This is a genomic window from Streptomyces sp. NBC_00210 (genome assembly GCF_045160975.1).
In the GTDB taxonomy this organism is placed as follows: Bacteria; Actinomycetota; Actinomycetes; order Streptomycetales; family Streptomycetaceae; genus Streptomyces.
This window is the reverse complement of sequence record NZ_CP108120.1, coordinates 6,800,906-6,816,287: the sequence shown is the minus strand read 5'-3', so window position 1 is coordinate 6,816,287 and position 15,382 is coordinate 6,800,906. Positions and strand designations below refer to the sequence as shown.

The following is a 15,382-nucleotide window of genomic DNA, read 5'->3' as shown; positions in this document are numbered from 1 at the left end:
CCCGTCTCGACGACAGGAGACATCCGTGCCTCATTCCATCGACGAAGCCTTCACAGCGCTGCCGCTGCGGGCCCTCGCCGACGCGGCACTCGCCCGGGCGCGTGCGCTCGGCGCCGAGCATGCCGACTTCCGCTTCGAGCGCGTGCGCAGCGCGGCCTGGCGGCTGCGCGATGCCAAGCCCGCCGGTTCATCGGACACCACGGACCTCGGGTACGCGGTCCGGGTGGTGCACGGCGGCGCCTGGGGGTTCGCCTCCGGGGTCGACATGACCATGGACGCGGCGGCCAGGGTCGCGGGCCAGGCGGTCGCGATGGCCAAGCTCTCGGCGAAGGTGATCGCCGCGGCGGGCTCCGACGAGCGGGTGGAGCTGGCGGACGAGCCGGTGCACGCCGACCGCACCTGGATCTCCTCGTACGAGATCAATCCTTTCGAGGTACCCGACGAGGAGAAGACCGCGCTGCTGACGGAGTGGAGCGCGCGGCTGCTGCGGGCCGAGGGGGTGGCGCACGTTGACGCGGCGCTGCTCACCGTCCAGGAGAACAAGTTCTACGCGGACACCGCGGGCACCGTCACCACGCAGCAGCGGGTGCGGCTGCATCCGTCGCTCACGGCCGTCGCCGTCGACGAGACGACGGGCGAATTCGACTCGATGCGCACGATCGCGCCGCCGGTGGGGCGCGGCTGGGAGTATCTGACCGGCACGGGCTGGGACTGGGAGTCCGAGCTGGAGCAGATCCCGCCGCTGCTGGCCGAGAAGATGCGTGCGCCGAGCGTCGAGGCCGGGCGGTACGACCTGGTGGTCGACCCGTCGAATCTCTGGCTGACCATCCATGAGTCGATCGGCCACGCCACCGAGCTGGACCGGGCGCTGGGGTACGAGGCGGCGTACGCCGGGACGTCCTTCGCGACCTTCGACCAGCTGGGGAAGCTGGCGTACGGCTCCTCGATCATGAATGTGACGGGCGACCGGACCGCCGAGCACGGGCTTGCCACGATCGGCTACGACGACGAGGGCGTCGAGGCGCAGTCGTGGGACCTGGTGAAGGACGGCACGCTGGTGGGCTACCAGCTGGACCGGCGGATCGCGAAGCTGACGGGCCTCGGCCGGTCCAACGGCTGTGCGTACGCGGACTCACCCGGCCATGTGCCGGTGCAGCGGATGGCGAACGTATCGCTGCAGCCGGAACCCGGCGGTCTGTCGACGGAGGATCTGATCGGCGGCGTGGAGCGCGGGATCTATGTGGTCGGCGACCGCTCGTGGTCGATCGACATGCAGCGCTACAACTTCCAGTTCACCGGGCAGCGCTTCTTCCGCATCGAGAACGGCAAGCTGGCGGGTCAGCTGCGGGATGTGGCGTACCAGGCGACGACGACGGACTTCTGGGGCTCGATGGACAAGGTGGGCGGCCCGCAGACGTATGTACTGGGCGGCGCTTTCAACTGCGGCAAGGCCCAGCCGGGCCAGGTCGCGGCGGTCTCGCACGGCTGCCCGTCCGCGCTGTTCCGCGGCGTGAACATCCTCAACACGACGCAGGAGGCGGGCCGGTGAGGGGGCACCACGCAATCTGCCGGGGGTCCGGGGGACGCCCCCCGGGCAAGCACAGTCTCAACACGACGCAGGAGGCCGGTCGATGAGCCGCAACAGCAAGCCGCACGAGATCGTCGAGCGGGCCCTGGAGCTGTCCACGGCCGACGGCTGCGTCGTCGTCGCCGACGAGCACTCCTCCGCCAATCTGCGCTGGGCCGGCAACGCCCTGACCACCAACGGCGTCACCCGCGGCCGCACCCTCACCGTCATCGCGACCATCGACGGCGCCGAGGGCACCGCGTCCGGTGTCGTGTCGCGCTCCGCCGTCACCGCGGACGACCTGGAGCCGCTGGTGCGCGCCGCGGAGGCCGCCGCGCGCGGGGCAGACCCCGCCGAGGACGCCCAGCCGCTCGTCGAGGGGGTCCCCTCATCCCCCGACTTCACGGACGCGCCCGCGGAGACCTCCTCCGCCGTCTTCGCGGACTTCGCGCCCGCCCTGGGCGAGGCCTTCGCCCGTGCCCGGGCCGGTGAGCGCGAGCTGTACGGCTTCGCCAACCACGAGTTCACCTCCACCTATCTCGGTACGTCGACGGGGCTGCGGCTCCGTCACGACCAGCCCAACGGCACGCTGGAGCTCAACGCCAAGTCGCCGGACCGCTCGCGTTCCGCCTGGGCGGGCCGCGCCACGCGGGACTTCAAGGACGTCGACCCGGGCCTGCTCGACGCGGAGCTCGCACAGCGGCTCGGCTGGGCGGAGCGCCGTATCGACCTGCCCGCGGGCCGGTACGAGACGCTGCTGCCGCCCACCGCGGTGGCGGATCTGCTGATCTACCAGATGTGGTCGTCGACGGCCCGGGACGCTGCCGAGGGCCGGACGGTCTTCTCCAAGCCGGGCGGCGGCACCCGCGTCGGCGAGACGCTTTCGCCGCTGCCGCTGACCCTGCGCAGCAACCCGAACGAGCCGGGACTGGAGTCCGCGCCGTTCGTGATCGCGCACTCCTCCGGCGACGACGCGTCGGTCTTCGACAACGGCCTGCCGCTGTCGGCGACGGACTGGGTCCGCGGCGGAAGGCTGGAGCATCTGATCACCACCCGGCACAGCGCCGGTCTGACCGGGCTGCCGGTCGCCCCCGGGATCGGCAACCTGATCCTGGACGGCGGCGGTGAGCGTTCGCTGGACGAGATGGTCTCGGCGACCGCCCGCGGGCTATTGCTGACCTGCCTCTGGTACATCCGCGAGGTCGACCCGGCGACGCTGCTGCTGACCGGGCTGACCCGGGACGGCGTCTACCTCGTGGAGAACGGCGAGGTGGTCGGCGAGGTGAACAACTTCCGCTTCAACGAGTCGCCCGTCGACCTGCTGTCCCGGGCCACGGAGACCGGCCGCACCGAAAAGACGCTGCCGCGCGAGTGGAGCGACTGGTTCACGCGGGCCGCGATGCCCGCGCTCCGGGTCCCGGATTTCAATATGAGTTCGGTCAGCCAGGGCGTATAACCTCGTACACGTCTATTGGCACAGCGAAGGAGACGCGAGAGACGTGACGGACATCGTCGACGAACTGCAGTGGCGGGGGCTGATCGCCCTCTCCACTGACGAGGACGCATTGCGCAAGGCGTTCGCGGACGGTCCCGTCACGTTCTATTGCGGCTTCGACCCGACCGCGCCCAGCCTGCACCTCGGCAATCTCGTCCAGATCCTGACCATGCGCCGGATCCAGCTGGCGGGCAACCGTCCGCTGGGCCTGGTCGGTGGCGCCACCGGTCTGATCGGCGACCCGAAGCCGAACTCCGAGCGCACGCTCAACGCGCGGGAGGTCGTCGCAGGCTGGGTGGACCGGCTGCGCGGCCAGATCGAGCGCTTCCTCGACTTCGAGGGTCCGCACGCCGCGATCATGGTCAACAACCTGGACTGGACGTCGGGCCTGTCGGCGATCGACTTCCTGCGCGACATCGGGAAGTACTTCCGGGTCAACAAGATGATCGCGAAGGAGGCGGTCGCCCGGCGGCTGAACTCCGACGCGGGCATCAGCTACACCGAGTTCAGCTACCAGATCCTGCAGGGCATGGACTTCCTGGAGCTGTACCGGCGGTACGGGTGCGTCCTGCAGACCGGCGGCAGCGACCAGTGGGGCAACCTCACCGCGGGCACCGACCTGATCCACCGGGTCGAGCCGGAGGCCGCGGTGCATGCGCTGGCCACCCCGCTGATCACCAAGGCCGACGGCACGAAGTTCGGCAAGACGGAGACGGGCACGGTCTGGCTGGACGCGGAGCGGACCACTCCGTACGCCTTCTACCAGTTCTGGCTGAACGCGGACGACCGGGACGTCTCCAAGTTCCTGCGGATCTTCAGCTTCAAGTCCCGCGAGGAGATCGAGGAGCTGGAGAGGCTGACCGAGGAGCGGCCGCAGGCGCGTGCCGCGCAGCGGGCGCTCGCGGAAGAGCTGACGACGCTCGTCCACGGCGCGGACCAGTGCGCCGCGGTCGTCGGCGCGTCGAAGGCTCTCTTCGGACAGGGCGAGCTGGCCGAGCTCGACGAGCCGACGCTGCGCGCGGCACTCTCCGAACTGCCGCACGCCAGGGTCGCCGAGCCGGCTCAGGTGGTGGACCTGTTCGCCGAGGTGGGTCTGGTGGCCAGCAAGTCGGCGGCCCGCCGCACGGTGAAGGAGGGCGGGGCCTACGTGAACAACGTCAAGGTCACGGCCGAGGACGCGGTGGTGGCCCCGGAGGATCTGCTGCACGGCCGCTGGCTCGTACTGCGCCGTGGCAAGAAGAACCTCGCCGCGGTCGAGGTCACGGGTTAGGTCCTGTCCGGTCGATCAGGCCGGATCAGCGAGCCCGGCAAGATCGGCCGGACAGGACCTCGTAACAGAGCGGCGGCCGGGCGGGCATCGTGCCCGTCCGGCCGCCGTCGCCCTGCGCGCAGGCGCGCTCAGGCTCTGCCTCTGCGGCGTTGTGAGGAGTTGTAGGCCTTGTCCCCGAAGAGGACGAGGACGACGGCCGCACCGAGCTGAAGGGCATGACGGCCCCAATCGATGCCCCTGGTCTCGGCGATGCCCAGCCCCGATGCCATCCAGTTGCCGAGCAGGGCCCCACCGATGCCCAAGATGGTGGTCATCCAGAGGGGCAGGTGCTGCTTGCCCGGGATGACCGCCTTGGCGATCAGCCCGAGTACGAATCCCACGATGATCGCCCACAACCAGCCCATGGCTGCCTCCTCGTACGGCTCTGCGTGAGCAGTTACGCCGTCAGTCTCGGCTTGTCCGCCATACAGCGCATGTCGGGCGGCGCCATACGCGCGAAGACGCAGCCCGCGCGCGCAACCCGGGCCCGACCCCCTCTCGTAGGTGTCGGAGCTGCGGCGTACCGTGGAATCCGTCAGGACCGGGGAGCGTCCGGCATGGAAACCTGGTGGTGGAACGTGATGCGGAAGCACGGCAATGCGGAGGTCTTCCGGATCACGGGAGCGCGGCAGGGCCTCGCCGATGATGTGCGCGGCCGGCAGCGGCGCTATGTGATCTCCATGTCGGTGCGGACCCTGTCGGTGATCCTCGCCGCTGTCCTGTGGAATGTGGAACGCCCTGTGGCGATCGTGGCACTGGTGCTCGGCGGAATTCTCCCGTACATCGCCGTCGTGATCGCCAACGCGGGCCGGGAGAGCGCTCCTTCGCTGCCCTCGACATTCGTCACCGCACCTACTCCGCCGATGATCGCCCCCGCCTCAACCGCCACCGCCGCGGAACCCGAGCCGGAAGCCGATGGCAGCCGACAGGAGCGCCAGCAGGGGGAACCAAGCTGATTCCACCGTGCCTGGGAAGCTCAGGAAAAGCTCAGATCAATCATGAAGTTCCGGTGCACCGCACCCCGCTTGCCGTGACATACTTCGAAGCGCGCTCCGCATCCCCCGTCGGAGCGACGGACCGACGCCGGGCAGCTCCCCCCGTGGCTGCTCGGCGTCGCCATGTGGTCGCCTTCTCCGTACGGACGTAAGAGTGAGTGACGAGACCCCGATCTGTTCCGCGAAAGGCTGCCGCGCCGACGCGGTCTGGGTGCTCGCGTGGAACAACCCGAAGCTGCACACCCCCGAGCGCCGCAAGACGTGGCTCGCCTGTGACGATCACCGCGAGCATCTCTCCAACTTCCTTGGCCTGCGCGGCTTTCTGAAGGATGTGCTGACGCTCGATGACTGGGAGCGGGGCCACGGCTCCGGCTCAGCCGCGGATCGCTGACGCCCGTCGATCACTGAACCTGATCCGCTGACGGTCTGCAGCCTGACGGTCGGCCGCCGATCGGGACGCTGATCCGGCCGACGCTCAGCCGCCGATCGCCGACATCGGGCGGTCGGGCTGCAGGAACGACGGATCGTCGAGGCCCGAGCCCGCCTTCTTGCCCCACATCGCCAGCTTCCAGATGCGGGCTATCTCCTCGTCCGGAGCCTCCGAGCGCAGCGCAGCGCGCAGATCCGTCTCCTCGCGGGCGAACAGACACGTGCGCACCTGGCCGTCGGCGGTGAGCCTGGTGCGGTCGCAGGCCGCGCAGAAGGGGCGGGTGACGGAGGCGATGACCCCGACGCGGTGCGGTCCGCCGTCCACGATCCAGCGCTCGGCCGGCGCGGAGCCGCGCTCCCCCTCGCCCTCGGCGGTGAGCGTGAAGCGCGTACGCAGCGAAGCCAGGATGTCGCCTGCGGTGATCATCCCGTCGCGCTTCCAGCCGTGCTGCGCGTCGAGCGGCATCTGCTCGATGAAGCGCAGCTCGTAGTCGTTGGCCACGGCCCAGGCGAGCAGCTCGGGGGCCTCGTCGTCATTGAGGCCGGGCATCAGGACCGTATTGACCTTGACCGGGGTGAGGCCCGCGGCGCGGGCGGCCTCCAGGCCGTCCAGCACATCGTGGTGGCGGTCGCGGCGGGTCAGGGTCTTGAAGACGTCGGGCCGCAAGGTGTCCAGCGAGACATTGACCCGGTCCAGGCCCGCGGCCTGCAGGGCGCTCGCCGTGCGCTTCAGCCCGATGCCATTGGTGGTCAGGGACATCTTGGGGCGGGGCTCGAGGGCGGCGCAGCGCTCGACGATCCCGACCAGACCGGGCCGGAGCAGCGGCTCTCCGCCGGTGAAGCGGACCTCGGTGACGCCGAGGTCGGTGACGGCTATGCGGATCAGCCGGACGATCTCGTCGTCACTGAGCAGATCGGGCTTGGCGAGCCACTGCAGGCCTTCCTCGGGCATGCAGTACGTGCAGCGCAGATTGCACCGGTCGGTGAGTGAAACGCGCAGGTCAGTGGCCACGCGGCCATAGGTGTCGATGAGCACGGTGGGCCCCCTCCCCGGTTCAGCGGATCTTATTGCCTCCGAGCCTACGCCAGAGGTCCGACAACGAAGGGGGCCGATTGTCACGAGGAGCGGCACGGCCGCGTCGTAGGACTCTACGACGCGGCCGTGCCAGGCATGCCTGCGATGCCCGGTCAGTGGGCGGTCGGATGCCCGGTCAGTGGGCTCCGATCCCGGTGAGGGACTTGACCTCGAGCTCCGCGTACTTGCCCTTGTCGGGCTCCTCCTTGGACAACAGGGTGCCGAGCCAGCCGAGCAGGAAGCCCAGCGGGATCGAGATGATGCCCGGGTTCTCCAGCGGGAACCAGTAGAAGTCCGCCTCCTTGAACATCGAGGTGGGCTTGCCGGAGACGACCGGTGAGAAGAGCACCAGCACCACGGCCGCCGTCAGACCGCCGTAGATCGACCACAGGGCGCCCTGCGTGGTGAACCTCTTCCAGAACAGGCTGTAGAGGATCGTCGGCAGGTTCGCGGATGCGGCGACCGCGAAGGCGAGAGCGACCAGACCGGCGACGTTCAGATCGCGGGCGAGCGCGCCGAGCCCGATGGAGACGACGCCGATGGCGACGGTCGCCCAGCGCGCCGCGCGGACCTCTTCCTTCTCGGTGGCCTTGCCCCTGCGGATGACGTTCGCGTAGATGTCGTGGGCGAAGGAGGACGAGGAGGCCAGGGTCAGGCCCGCGACCACCGCGAGGATGGTGGCGAAGGCGACCGCTGAGATCACCGCCAGCAGGATGGAGCCGCCGGTGGATCCCGAGCCGCCGCCGATCTCCAGGGCCGCCAGTGGCGCGGCCGTATTGCCCGCCTTGTTGGAGGCGATGATGTCGCCGGGCTTGAGCAGGGCAGCCGCGCCGAAGCCGAGCACGATCGTCATCAGATAGAAGGCGCCGATGATGCCGATCGCCCAGTTCACCGACTTACGGGCGGCCTTCGCAGTGGGCACGGTGTAGAAGCGGATCAGGATGTGCGGCAGACCCGCGGTGCCGAGCACCAGCGCGATGCCGAGCGAGATGAAGTCCAGCTTCGATGTGCCGGTCTTGCCGTACTTGAGTCCCGGCTCCAGGAAGGACGCGCCCTTGCCGCTGTTCTCGGCCGCCTTGCCGAGCAGGTCGGAGAGGTTGAAGTTGAACTTCAGCAGGATCAGGAAGGTGATGAGCACGGTGCCCGCGATGAGCAGGACAGCCTTGACCATCTGCACCCAAGTGGTGCCCTTCATACCGCCGATGGTCACGTACACGATCATCAGTACGCCGACCAGGGCGACGATCGCGACCTTGCCCGCATCGCTGGTGATGCCGAGCAGCAGCGAGACGAGTACGCCCGCGCCCGCCATCTGCGCCAGCAGATAGAAGATCGAGACGACGATGGTGGAGGTGCCTGCAGCGGTGCGGACCGGGCGCTGGCGCATGCGGTACGCGAGGACGTCGCCCATCGTGTAGCGGCCGGAGTTGCGCAGCGGTTCGGCGACCAGCAGCAGCGCGACCAGCCAGGCGACCAGGAAGCCGATGGAGTAGAGGAAGCCGTCGTAGCCGAAGAGGGCGATGGCGCCCGCGATGCCGAGGAAGGACGCGGCGGACATGTAGTCGCCGGAGACCGCGAGCCCGTTCTGGAAGCCGGTGAACTGGCGGCCGCCCGCGTAGAAGTCGGCGGCGTTCCTGGTCTGGCGGCCGGCCCACACGGTGATGAAGAGGGTGGCGACGACGAAGCACGCGAAGAGCGTGATGATCAGTGGCCGGTGCTCGCTCGCCCCGTCGGCGGCCAGCTGGACGGTGGGATACGCGGCGTGCGCGGCGCTCATGCGTCGTCCTCCATGCGGGACTTGATCGCCTCGGCCTTCGGGTCGAGCTTCGCGGCTGCATGACGCGAGTAGAGCCAGGCGATGAGGAAGGTGGTGGCGAACTGGGCGAGTCCGAAGACGAGGGCGACGTTGATATTGCCGAAAAGCTTCGTGCCCATGAAGCCGCCGGCGTAGTTGGACAGCAGGACGTAGAGCAGGTACCAGGCGATGAACGCGACGGTCAGCGGGAAGGCGAAGGAGCGGTATGTGCGGCGCAGTTCGCCGAATTCCGCACTCTCCTGTACGTCGACGAACTGCTCTGTCGTGGGCTGAGCTGGGCTGGTGTCCGTACCGCCGGGGGGCGACGGTGCATCGGTAGCCACGGAATCTCCTCGCGACGCGGGTGCGGTGGGGAAGGACAGGGGGCCTCACTGGGGAAGTGGTTTTGATGTTGCTCCACCCCCTGACAACGGCACGGAGAGCACACCGGACCGGTTCAACATCGGCCTTTTTCTTCCCGACTTTCTTCGGGTTTCTTCTCGAACTGATTGATGGACGGCCATGATCGGCGATAGCTTCGCTGGTCATGTACCCGCCCATTTCATAGGGGTCTGGGCGGGACACGGATGATGTGGAGAACCCATGGCTCATCTGGGATCCAGACGGCGGCGCGCACTCGCGCTTCCCGCCGGTCTGGCGCTCACGGCCTCGCTCGGCTTCCTTCCCGCGGGAGCCGCCTCGGCAGCCCCGGCGGACGAAGTACCCGCCGCGGTGGCGACCGACGGTCCGAAGCTGTCGTACGTGGTGAACGTCAAGGGCGGTCACGGCACCGCCAAGTCGGTGAAGAAGGCGATAGCCAAGGCCGGCGGTTCGGTGGTGATCGCGTATGACCAGATAGGCGTCATCGTCGTCCACTCGCAGAACCCCGCCTTCGCCAAGACGATCCGTCAGGTCAGGGGCGTCCAGTCGGCCGGCGCGACGCGCACCGCGCCGATCGCTCCGGCGGCCGACACGGCGATCGACTCCGAGCGCCCGCTGACCGCCCAGGAGGCGAAGACCGCGGCGGCGCAGGCCACCGCCGGCCAGGACCCGCTCGAGCCGCTTCAGTGGGACCTGCCCGCCATCAAGGCGGACAAGGCTCACAAGAAGACGCTGGGCAGCAGGAACGTCACGGTCGCGGTCATCGACACGGGTGTTGACGACACCCACCCCGACCTCGCGCCCAACTTCGACGCCAAGGCGTCGGCCAACTGTGTGACCGGCAAGCCGGACACCACTCCCGGCTCCTGGCGGCCGGCCGCCAACGAGAGCGACCACGGCACGCATGTCGCGGGCACGATCGCCGCGGCCAAGAACGGCGTTGGCGTCACCGGTGTCGCCCCGGGCGTCAAGGTCTCCGGCATAAAGGTGGCGACCACGGACGGCTTCTTCTACACCGAGGCGGTCGTCTGCGGCTTCGTCTGGGCCGCCGAGCACGGCGTCGATGTGACCAACAACAGCTACTACACCGACCCGTGGCTGTTCAACTGCAAGAACGACCTCGACCAGGGGGCTCTGGTCGAGGCACACCGCCGGGCCATCGGGTACGCGGAGCGCAAGGGCGTGGTGAACGTCGCCGCGGCCGGCAACTCCAAGATGGACCTCGCCGCCGACGAGCTCCCCGACGCGACGAGCCCGAACGACACCACCCCCGTCGAGCGGGTCATCAACCCCCGTGAGTGCCTGGACATTCCCACCCAGATTCCCGGGGTCGTCACCGTCTCCGCGCTGGGTGCGAAGAACCTGAAGTCCTCGTACTCCAACTACGGTCTCGGCGTGGTCGACATCTCCGCCCCGGGCGGTGACTCGACCCTCTTCCAGCGGCCGGACGCGCCGGCCGTGGACGGCCGGATCCTGTCCACGCTGCCGGGCGGCAAGTACGGCTACAAGGCCGGCACGTCGATGGCCTCGCCGCATGTCGCGGGCGTCGTCGCGCTGATCAAGTCGAAGCACCCGCATGCCTCGGCGGCGCAGGTGAAGGCGCTGCTGTACGCGGAGGCGGACGACAGGGCCTGCACCAACCCGTACGACATCGACGCCGACGGCAAGGTCGACGCGGTGTGCGAGGGCCCCAAGGGCAAGAACGCCTTCTACGGGACGGGTGTCGCGGACGCGCTGGACGCGGTTCGCCGGTAACACCTGCTGAGGCGGGCAACACCTGCTGGGACAGTGCTGTTCGGGGCCGGACGCGGCGTTTCGCGTCCGGCCCTCTGCTGTTTCTACGGCTTGATGAGGACCTTGAGCGCGGTGCGCTCGTCCATCGCCCGGTAGCCCGCGGGGACGCCGTCGAGGCCGACCGACAGGTCGAAGACGGGCGACGGGTCGATCGTGCCGTCCAGGACGTCGGGCAGCAGCTCCGGTATGTACGCGCGCACGGGCGCGACGCCACCGCGCAGGGCGATGTTGCGGTCGAACATGACGGAGAGGTCCAGGCCGGTGCCGCTGCCGTGCGGCACGCCGACATAGCCGATCGCGCCGCCGTCGCGGGTGATTTCGACGGCCGTACGCATCGACTGCTCGGTTCCGACGGCCTCGATCACGGCGTGTGCGCCCTGACCGCCGGTGAGCTCGCGGACGGCCGCGACGGCCGCGTCGCCGCGCTCGGCGACGACATCGGTGGCGCCGAAGGTCTTGGCGATGTCGGTACGCGCCTGGTGGCGCCCGAGCGCGATGATCCGCTCGGCGCCGAGCCGCTTGGCGGCCAGCACACCGCACAGCCCGACCGCGCCGTCACCGACGACCGCGACGGTGGAGCCCCGGGTGACGCCTGCGCCGATCGCCGCGTGGTGCCCGGTGCCCATGACGTCACAGAGCGCAAGCAGCGCGGTCAGCAGCCGGTCGTCGGACACGGCTTCGGCCGGGAGCTTGACGAGGGTGCCGTCGGCGAAGGGCACGCGTACGGCCTCGCCCTGGCCGCCGTCGTAGCCGACCGAGCCCCAGAAGCCGCCCTGCGGGCAGGACGTCTGCAGGCCCTCCGAGCAGAAGTCGCAGGTCCCGTCGGACCAGACGAACGGCGCGACGACCAGGTCGCCGGGCTGGAAGCCGGTGACCTCGGAGCCCGCCGCCTCGACCACGCCCAGGAACTCGTGGCCGATGCGCTGCCCCGGCTGCCGGGCCGACTCGCCGCGGTACGCCCACAGGTCGCTGCCGCAGATGCAGGCCCGCAGGACGCGCAGCACCACATCGGTGGGCTGCTGGATCGCCGGGTCGGGCACCTCCTCCACGCGGATGTCGTGCGGAGCGTGGATGACGGTGGCGCGCATGCTGCGGGTCCTTGCTGATCAGACGGATGTACAGCCCTCCACGGTACGCCTGTGAGGAAGCGGTCAGCGCTCCGGTGGCCGGCGGCGGCCGGGCCGCACACCAGGTGAGCATGATCCAGAAGCCGGGCACGGTCGCGGTCGGGCCGCCGCACGCCGCCGCGCCGGCACGAGGCCCCCGCAGGCCGAGTCGGACCTCAGACGCCCGCCGCGCCGAGCAGCGAGCCCACTGCGTAGGTCACCGCCATCGCCAGTGCTCCCCCGCCCACGTTCCGCAGCACCGCGGGCCGCAGCGCCGCGGCGCCCAGGCGGGCGCTCCACCAGCCCGTCAGGGCCAGCGCCGCGAGCACCGACAGGACCGTGACCAGCAGGCGCAGGGACGAGGGCGGCAGGACGATCGCCAGCAGTGGCAGCAGCGCGCCCACCGTGAAGGCCAGGAAGCTCGCGCCCGCCGCGTGCCACGGGTTGGCCAGCTCGTCCGGGTCGATGCCGAGCTCCACGCGCGCGTGGGCGCGCAGTGCGTCCCGTGCGGTGAGCTGTTCCGCCGCCTCGCGGGCCACTTCCCGGGACAGGCCGCGGTCCACCAACAGCCCGGTCAGCTCCTCCAGTTCCTCCTCCGGCTGCTCGCGCAGCTCGCGCCGCTCCAGGGCCAGGGCCGCCTTCTCGGAGTCGCGCTGGGTGGAGACGGAGACGTACTCACCGGCCGCCATGGACAGGGACCCGGCCAGCAGTCCGGCGAGACCGGCGGTGAACAGAGCGGCGCGCGAGTCGGTGGCGCCGGCGACGCCGACGACGAGGCCCGCGGTGGAGACGATGCCGTCATTGGCGCCGAGGACCGCGGCCCGGAGCCAGTTGAGGCGCGTGCCGAGTGCCCCGTCGTGGGCCTCGTCGTGAGTCGATGGCTCAGTCATCCCGGGAGGGTCTCACTCCCCCTGTCACCAGACGCGCACCGACCCGCCTTTGGCGAACGCAGGGCTCGTCGCCCCCGGCGGGATGTCCGTCAGCGGCTCGGCGATCTCCTCGACGGTCGGACCCACCCTCGCCGCGATCGGGTCGAGCAGGCCGAGGTCGAAACCGTAGACGCGCGCGGCGTTGCCGCCGGTCATCGCCGCGACCTCGTGCCTCGACAGGCCCGCGTAGGCGATGCGGAGGCCTTCGCGGGAGTAGGGGGCTGTGCCTTCGTCATGCGGATAGTCGCTGCCCCACATGATCTTGTCGAGGCCGATCCGGTGGCGCAGCGGCACCTCGTGCGGGCGCATGAAGCTCGCGCCGACGAAGCAGTTGTCGCGCCAGACCTCACTGGGGCCGCCGCCCATCGAAGCGGCAAGCCCCGCACCGAACTTGGACTCCGCGGTGGCGGCCTTGGTCGCGGCTGCCACCAGCCGGGCGTGGTAGTAGTCCAGCATGTCGAGCACGCCCGGGATCCAGCCCGAGCCCTGTTCGGTGAGGACCAGCTTCAGGTCCGGGTGGCGGCGGAAGGCCCCGCCGAAGATCAGATGCCACAGGGCCCGGTGCGAGAACCACGTCGTCTCCACCATGAACACCGCACGCGCCGCCGGTTCCTCGCCGAGCGGCGGGGACGCCGAGCCGCCGTGGTGGTTGACGGGTACGCCGAGTTCGTCACAGACCTCCCAGATCGGGTCGTATGTCTGCGAGTACAGCTCGGGAAGGCCGGAGCCCGGTGGCGTACCGGGCAGCAGGATGCCGCCTGTCAGACCCGCCGACGCCACCCGCCGGATCTCGCGGACCGCCTCGTCGACGTCGTTGAGGAGAATCTGCGCCACGCCTGCCCGGCGCCCCGGTGCGGCGGCGCAGAAGTCGGCGAGCCAGCGGTTGTGGGCGCGCAGACCGGCCCAGCGCTGCTCGTACTCCTCCTTCGACGGCGCCGGGGCCATGAGTGAGGCGCTGGGGAAGAACGGCGGGATGGTGTTGGGGAAGACGACTTCGGCAACGATGCCGTCGGCCTCCAGCTCGGCAATGCGCCGGTCGGAGTTCCAGTTGCGGTCCGCCGTTTCGGCCTGGAGATCCTCGTACGGATTGACGTATGTGGCCGCCCAGGCGTCGAAGTCGTCGTGGTAGCTCTTCTCCAAGTACGGCTCGTAGTCGAGGAGATCGGCGCCGGCGTGGCAGTCGGCGGAGATGACGGTGTAGCGGTCCGCTCCGTCAATCATGACGCCCCCAGGACCGGGAAGTCGTGGTCCGTCAGCCAGTGCCGGCCCACCTCTCGCGACCTCGCCCAGGACGCCTCCACGGCCGACTGGTCCGCCGACTGGCCGAGTTCGGCCGGTGTCGGTCCGATGCGGCGGGCGATCGGGGCCAGCTTGCGGGTGTCGAAGCCGAAGACCTCGGCCGCTGCCAGGCCCAGCATGCGGCGGGTTTCGGCGACCGGGATGTCGTGGAAGGTTCTCGCCAGCCATGCGCGCGTGTCGGGCCAGGTGCCCTCGGGGTGCGGGAAGTCGCTGCCCCAGAGGATGTTGTCGACCCCGATCTCGTAGCGCTGGGCGAGTTCGCGCCGCTTGGTGTTGGTGGCGCAGATGAAGACCTGGCGGTCCAGATACTCGCTCGGCGGCCGCTTCAGCTCGGCGAACGGTGAGAGCTTCTTGCCGCCGTGCGCGCCGAGATAGAGCCGGTCCATGAACCAGAGCAGATTCGGCAGCCACCAGCACCCGGACTCGGCGACGCCGAACGTCAGACCGGGATGCCGCTCGAAGACACCGGACCAGAGCAGGAACCACAGCGGGCGGGCCGGCCACCAGGTGACCTCGGAGACGTAGATCCCCAGGTGGTCGCCGTACTCATGGCGCGGGGCCGCACCGGAGTGGGTGACCATGGGCATGCCTGTCTCGGCGGCCGCCGCCCAGATCGGGTCGTAACGCCGGTCGTGGTACGGCGCCTTGTCCACCCACATCGAGGGGATCATCAGCGCCCCGAGCCCGGACTCCTTGGCCCGGTGGATCTCGGCGACGACCCGCTCGACCTCGCCCGTGACGGGCAGCAGGGCCACCCCGCAGTGCCGTTCGGGGTTGGCGGAGACGAACTCGGCGAGCCACCGGTTGTGCGCCTGCGCGCCCGCCATGCCGAGGTCGGGGTCCTGGTCGCCGGAGAGCCCGAGCCCCACGCCGAAGGGAGCGGCCGTCTGGCTGTCGACGGCGTCCGCGTCCGGGAAGACGACCTCCGCCGCCACTCCGTCGCCGTCGAGCTCCTTGAGCCGCTGGGCGGGGTCCCAACCGCCTTTCAGTCCTTCCTCGTTGTCGCTGAACCACTTGCTCGCGAAGGCTTCGTTACGTACGCCGAGCCGGGTCATCTCCTCCCGGCGGCGGTCGCGCCCGGCGAGGAATTCGTCGAAGTCCCGGTGGAACCGGGCGTCCAGATAGGGCCGGTACTGCTCGGTCGGCAGTCCGGCGTGGCAGTCGGAGGAGATGATCAGGTACGGGTCCTGCTGTGCCGTCATCACGTG

Annotated in this window: 14 protein-coding genes; 6 read left to right on the top strand and 8 right to left on the bottom strand. The window is 69.9% G+C overall.

Annotation, left to right across the window (positions count from 1 at the left end; translation table 11 throughout):
- Positions 1-25: 25 nt before the first annotated feature.
- From OG729_RS30815 to tyrS, 3 genes are all read left to right on the top strand, one after another.
- Positions 26-1,549 carry a TldD/PmbA family protein gene (locus tag OG729_RS30815; protein ID WP_405809161.1) on the top strand — a complete coding sequence of 508 codons (1,524 nt, stop codon included), beginning with the start codon at positions 26-28 and terminating at the stop codon, positions 1,547-1,549.
- A gap of 82 nt (positions 1,550-1,631) precedes the next feature.
- Complete coding sequence (locus tag OG729_RS30810; protein ID WP_405809159.1) at positions 1,632-3,023, top strand: metallopeptidase TldD-related protein; 1,392 nt, start codon at positions 1,632-1,634, stop codon at positions 3,021-3,023.
- 43 nt (positions 3,024-3,066) lie between these two features.
- Positions 3,067-4,332 (top strand): tyrosine--tRNA ligase, encoded by a 1,266-nt coding sequence (gene tyrS / locus OG729_RS30805; RefSeq protein ID WP_405809157.1) that lies wholly within the window; start codon positions 3,067-3,069, stop codon positions 4,330-4,332.
- A gap of 128 nt (positions 4,333-4,460) precedes the next feature.
- Here the strand turns inward: tyrS and OG729_RS30800 are convergent, their stop codons facing one another.
- Positions 4,461-4,736 (bottom strand): GlsB/YeaQ/YmgE family stress response membrane protein, encoded by a 276-nt coding sequence (locus tag OG729_RS30800; RefSeq protein WP_360879545.1) that lies wholly within the window; start codon positions 4,734-4,736, stop codon positions 4,461-4,463.
- 192 nt (positions 4,737-4,928) lie between these two features.
- Between OG729_RS30800 and OG729_RS30795 the strand changes: the two genes are divergently transcribed.
- Both OG729_RS30795 and OG729_RS30790 read left to right on the top strand, forming a co-directional pair.
- Entirely contained in the window at positions 4,929-5,327 is a 399-nt protein-coding gene (locus OG729_RS30795) for a DUF3099 domain-containing protein (protein ID WP_360879542.1), read from the top strand.
- A 193-nt stretch (positions 5,328-5,520) separates the two neighbouring features.
- Positions 5,521-5,757 carry a hypothetical protein gene (locus tag OG729_RS30790; protein ID WP_405809155.1) on the top strand — a complete coding sequence of 79 codons (237 nt, stop codon included), beginning with the start codon at positions 5,521-5,523 and terminating at the stop codon, positions 5,755-5,757.
- 84 nt (positions 5,758-5,841) lie between these two features.
- Here OG729_RS30790 and moaA read toward each other — a convergent pair whose 3' ends face one another.
- From moaA to OG729_RS30775, 3 genes are all read right to left on the bottom strand, one after another.
- Positions 5,842-6,831 carry a GTP 3',8-cyclase MoaA gene (moaA, locus tag OG729_RS30785; RefSeq protein WP_360879536.1) on the bottom strand — a complete coding sequence of 330 codons (990 nt, stop codon included), beginning with the start codon at positions 6,829-6,831 and terminating at the stop codon, positions 5,842-5,844.
- Between the two features lie 175 nt (positions 6,832-7,006).
- Positions 7,007-8,647 (bottom strand): cation acetate symporter, encoded by a 1,641-nt coding sequence (locus OG729_RS30780; RefSeq protein ID WP_405809154.1) that lies wholly within the window; start codon positions 8,645-8,647, stop codon positions 7,007-7,009.
- Complete coding sequence (locus tag OG729_RS30775; protein ID WP_360879530.1) at positions 8,644-9,009, bottom strand: DUF485 domain-containing protein; 366 nt, start codon at positions 9,007-9,009, stop codon at positions 8,644-8,646. The genes OG729_RS30780 and OG729_RS30775 overlap by 4 nt, the downstream gene beginning before the upstream one ends.
- 259 nt (positions 9,010-9,268) lie before the next feature.
- Between OG729_RS30775 and OG729_RS30770 the strand changes: the two genes are divergently transcribed.
- Complete coding sequence (locus OG729_RS30770) at positions 9,269-10,801, top strand: S8 family peptidase (RefSeq protein WP_405809152.1); 1,533 nt, start codon at positions 9,269-9,271, stop codon at positions 10,799-10,801.
- 83 nt (positions 10,802-10,884) lie between these two features.
- On the opposite strand, the gene OG729_RS30765 is transcribed toward OG729_RS30770, so the two are convergent.
- The 4 genes from OG729_RS30765 to OG729_RS30750 form a co-directional block, all read right to left on the bottom strand.
- Entirely contained in the window at positions 10,885-11,928 is a 1,044-nt protein-coding gene (locus tag OG729_RS30765) for a zinc-dependent alcohol dehydrogenase family protein (RefSeq protein WP_405809151.1), read from the bottom strand.
- Positions 11,929-12,122: 194 nt separating this feature from the next.
- The gene (locus OG729_RS30760) at positions 12,123-12,836 is read right to left on the bottom strand and encodes a VIT family protein (protein WP_360879521.1); all 714 of its coding nucleotides are present in this window, start codon (positions 12,834-12,836) and stop codon (positions 12,123-12,125) included.
- A 24-nt stretch (positions 12,837-12,860) separates the two neighbouring features.
- Positions 12,861-14,096: an amidohydrolase family protein gene (locus OG729_RS30755; protein WP_405809148.1), complete on the bottom strand. Its 1,236-nt coding sequence runs from the start codon at positions 14,094-14,096 to the stop codon at positions 12,861-12,863.
- On the bottom strand, positions 14,093-15,376 hold the full coding sequence (locus tag OG729_RS30750; RefSeq protein ID WP_360879518.1) for an amidohydrolase family protein: 1,284 nt from the start codon (positions 15,374-15,376) through the stop codon (positions 14,093-14,095). The genes OG729_RS30755 and OG729_RS30750 overlap by 4 nt, the downstream gene beginning before the upstream one ends.
- Between the last annotated feature and the right edge of the window lie 6 nt (positions 15,377-15,382).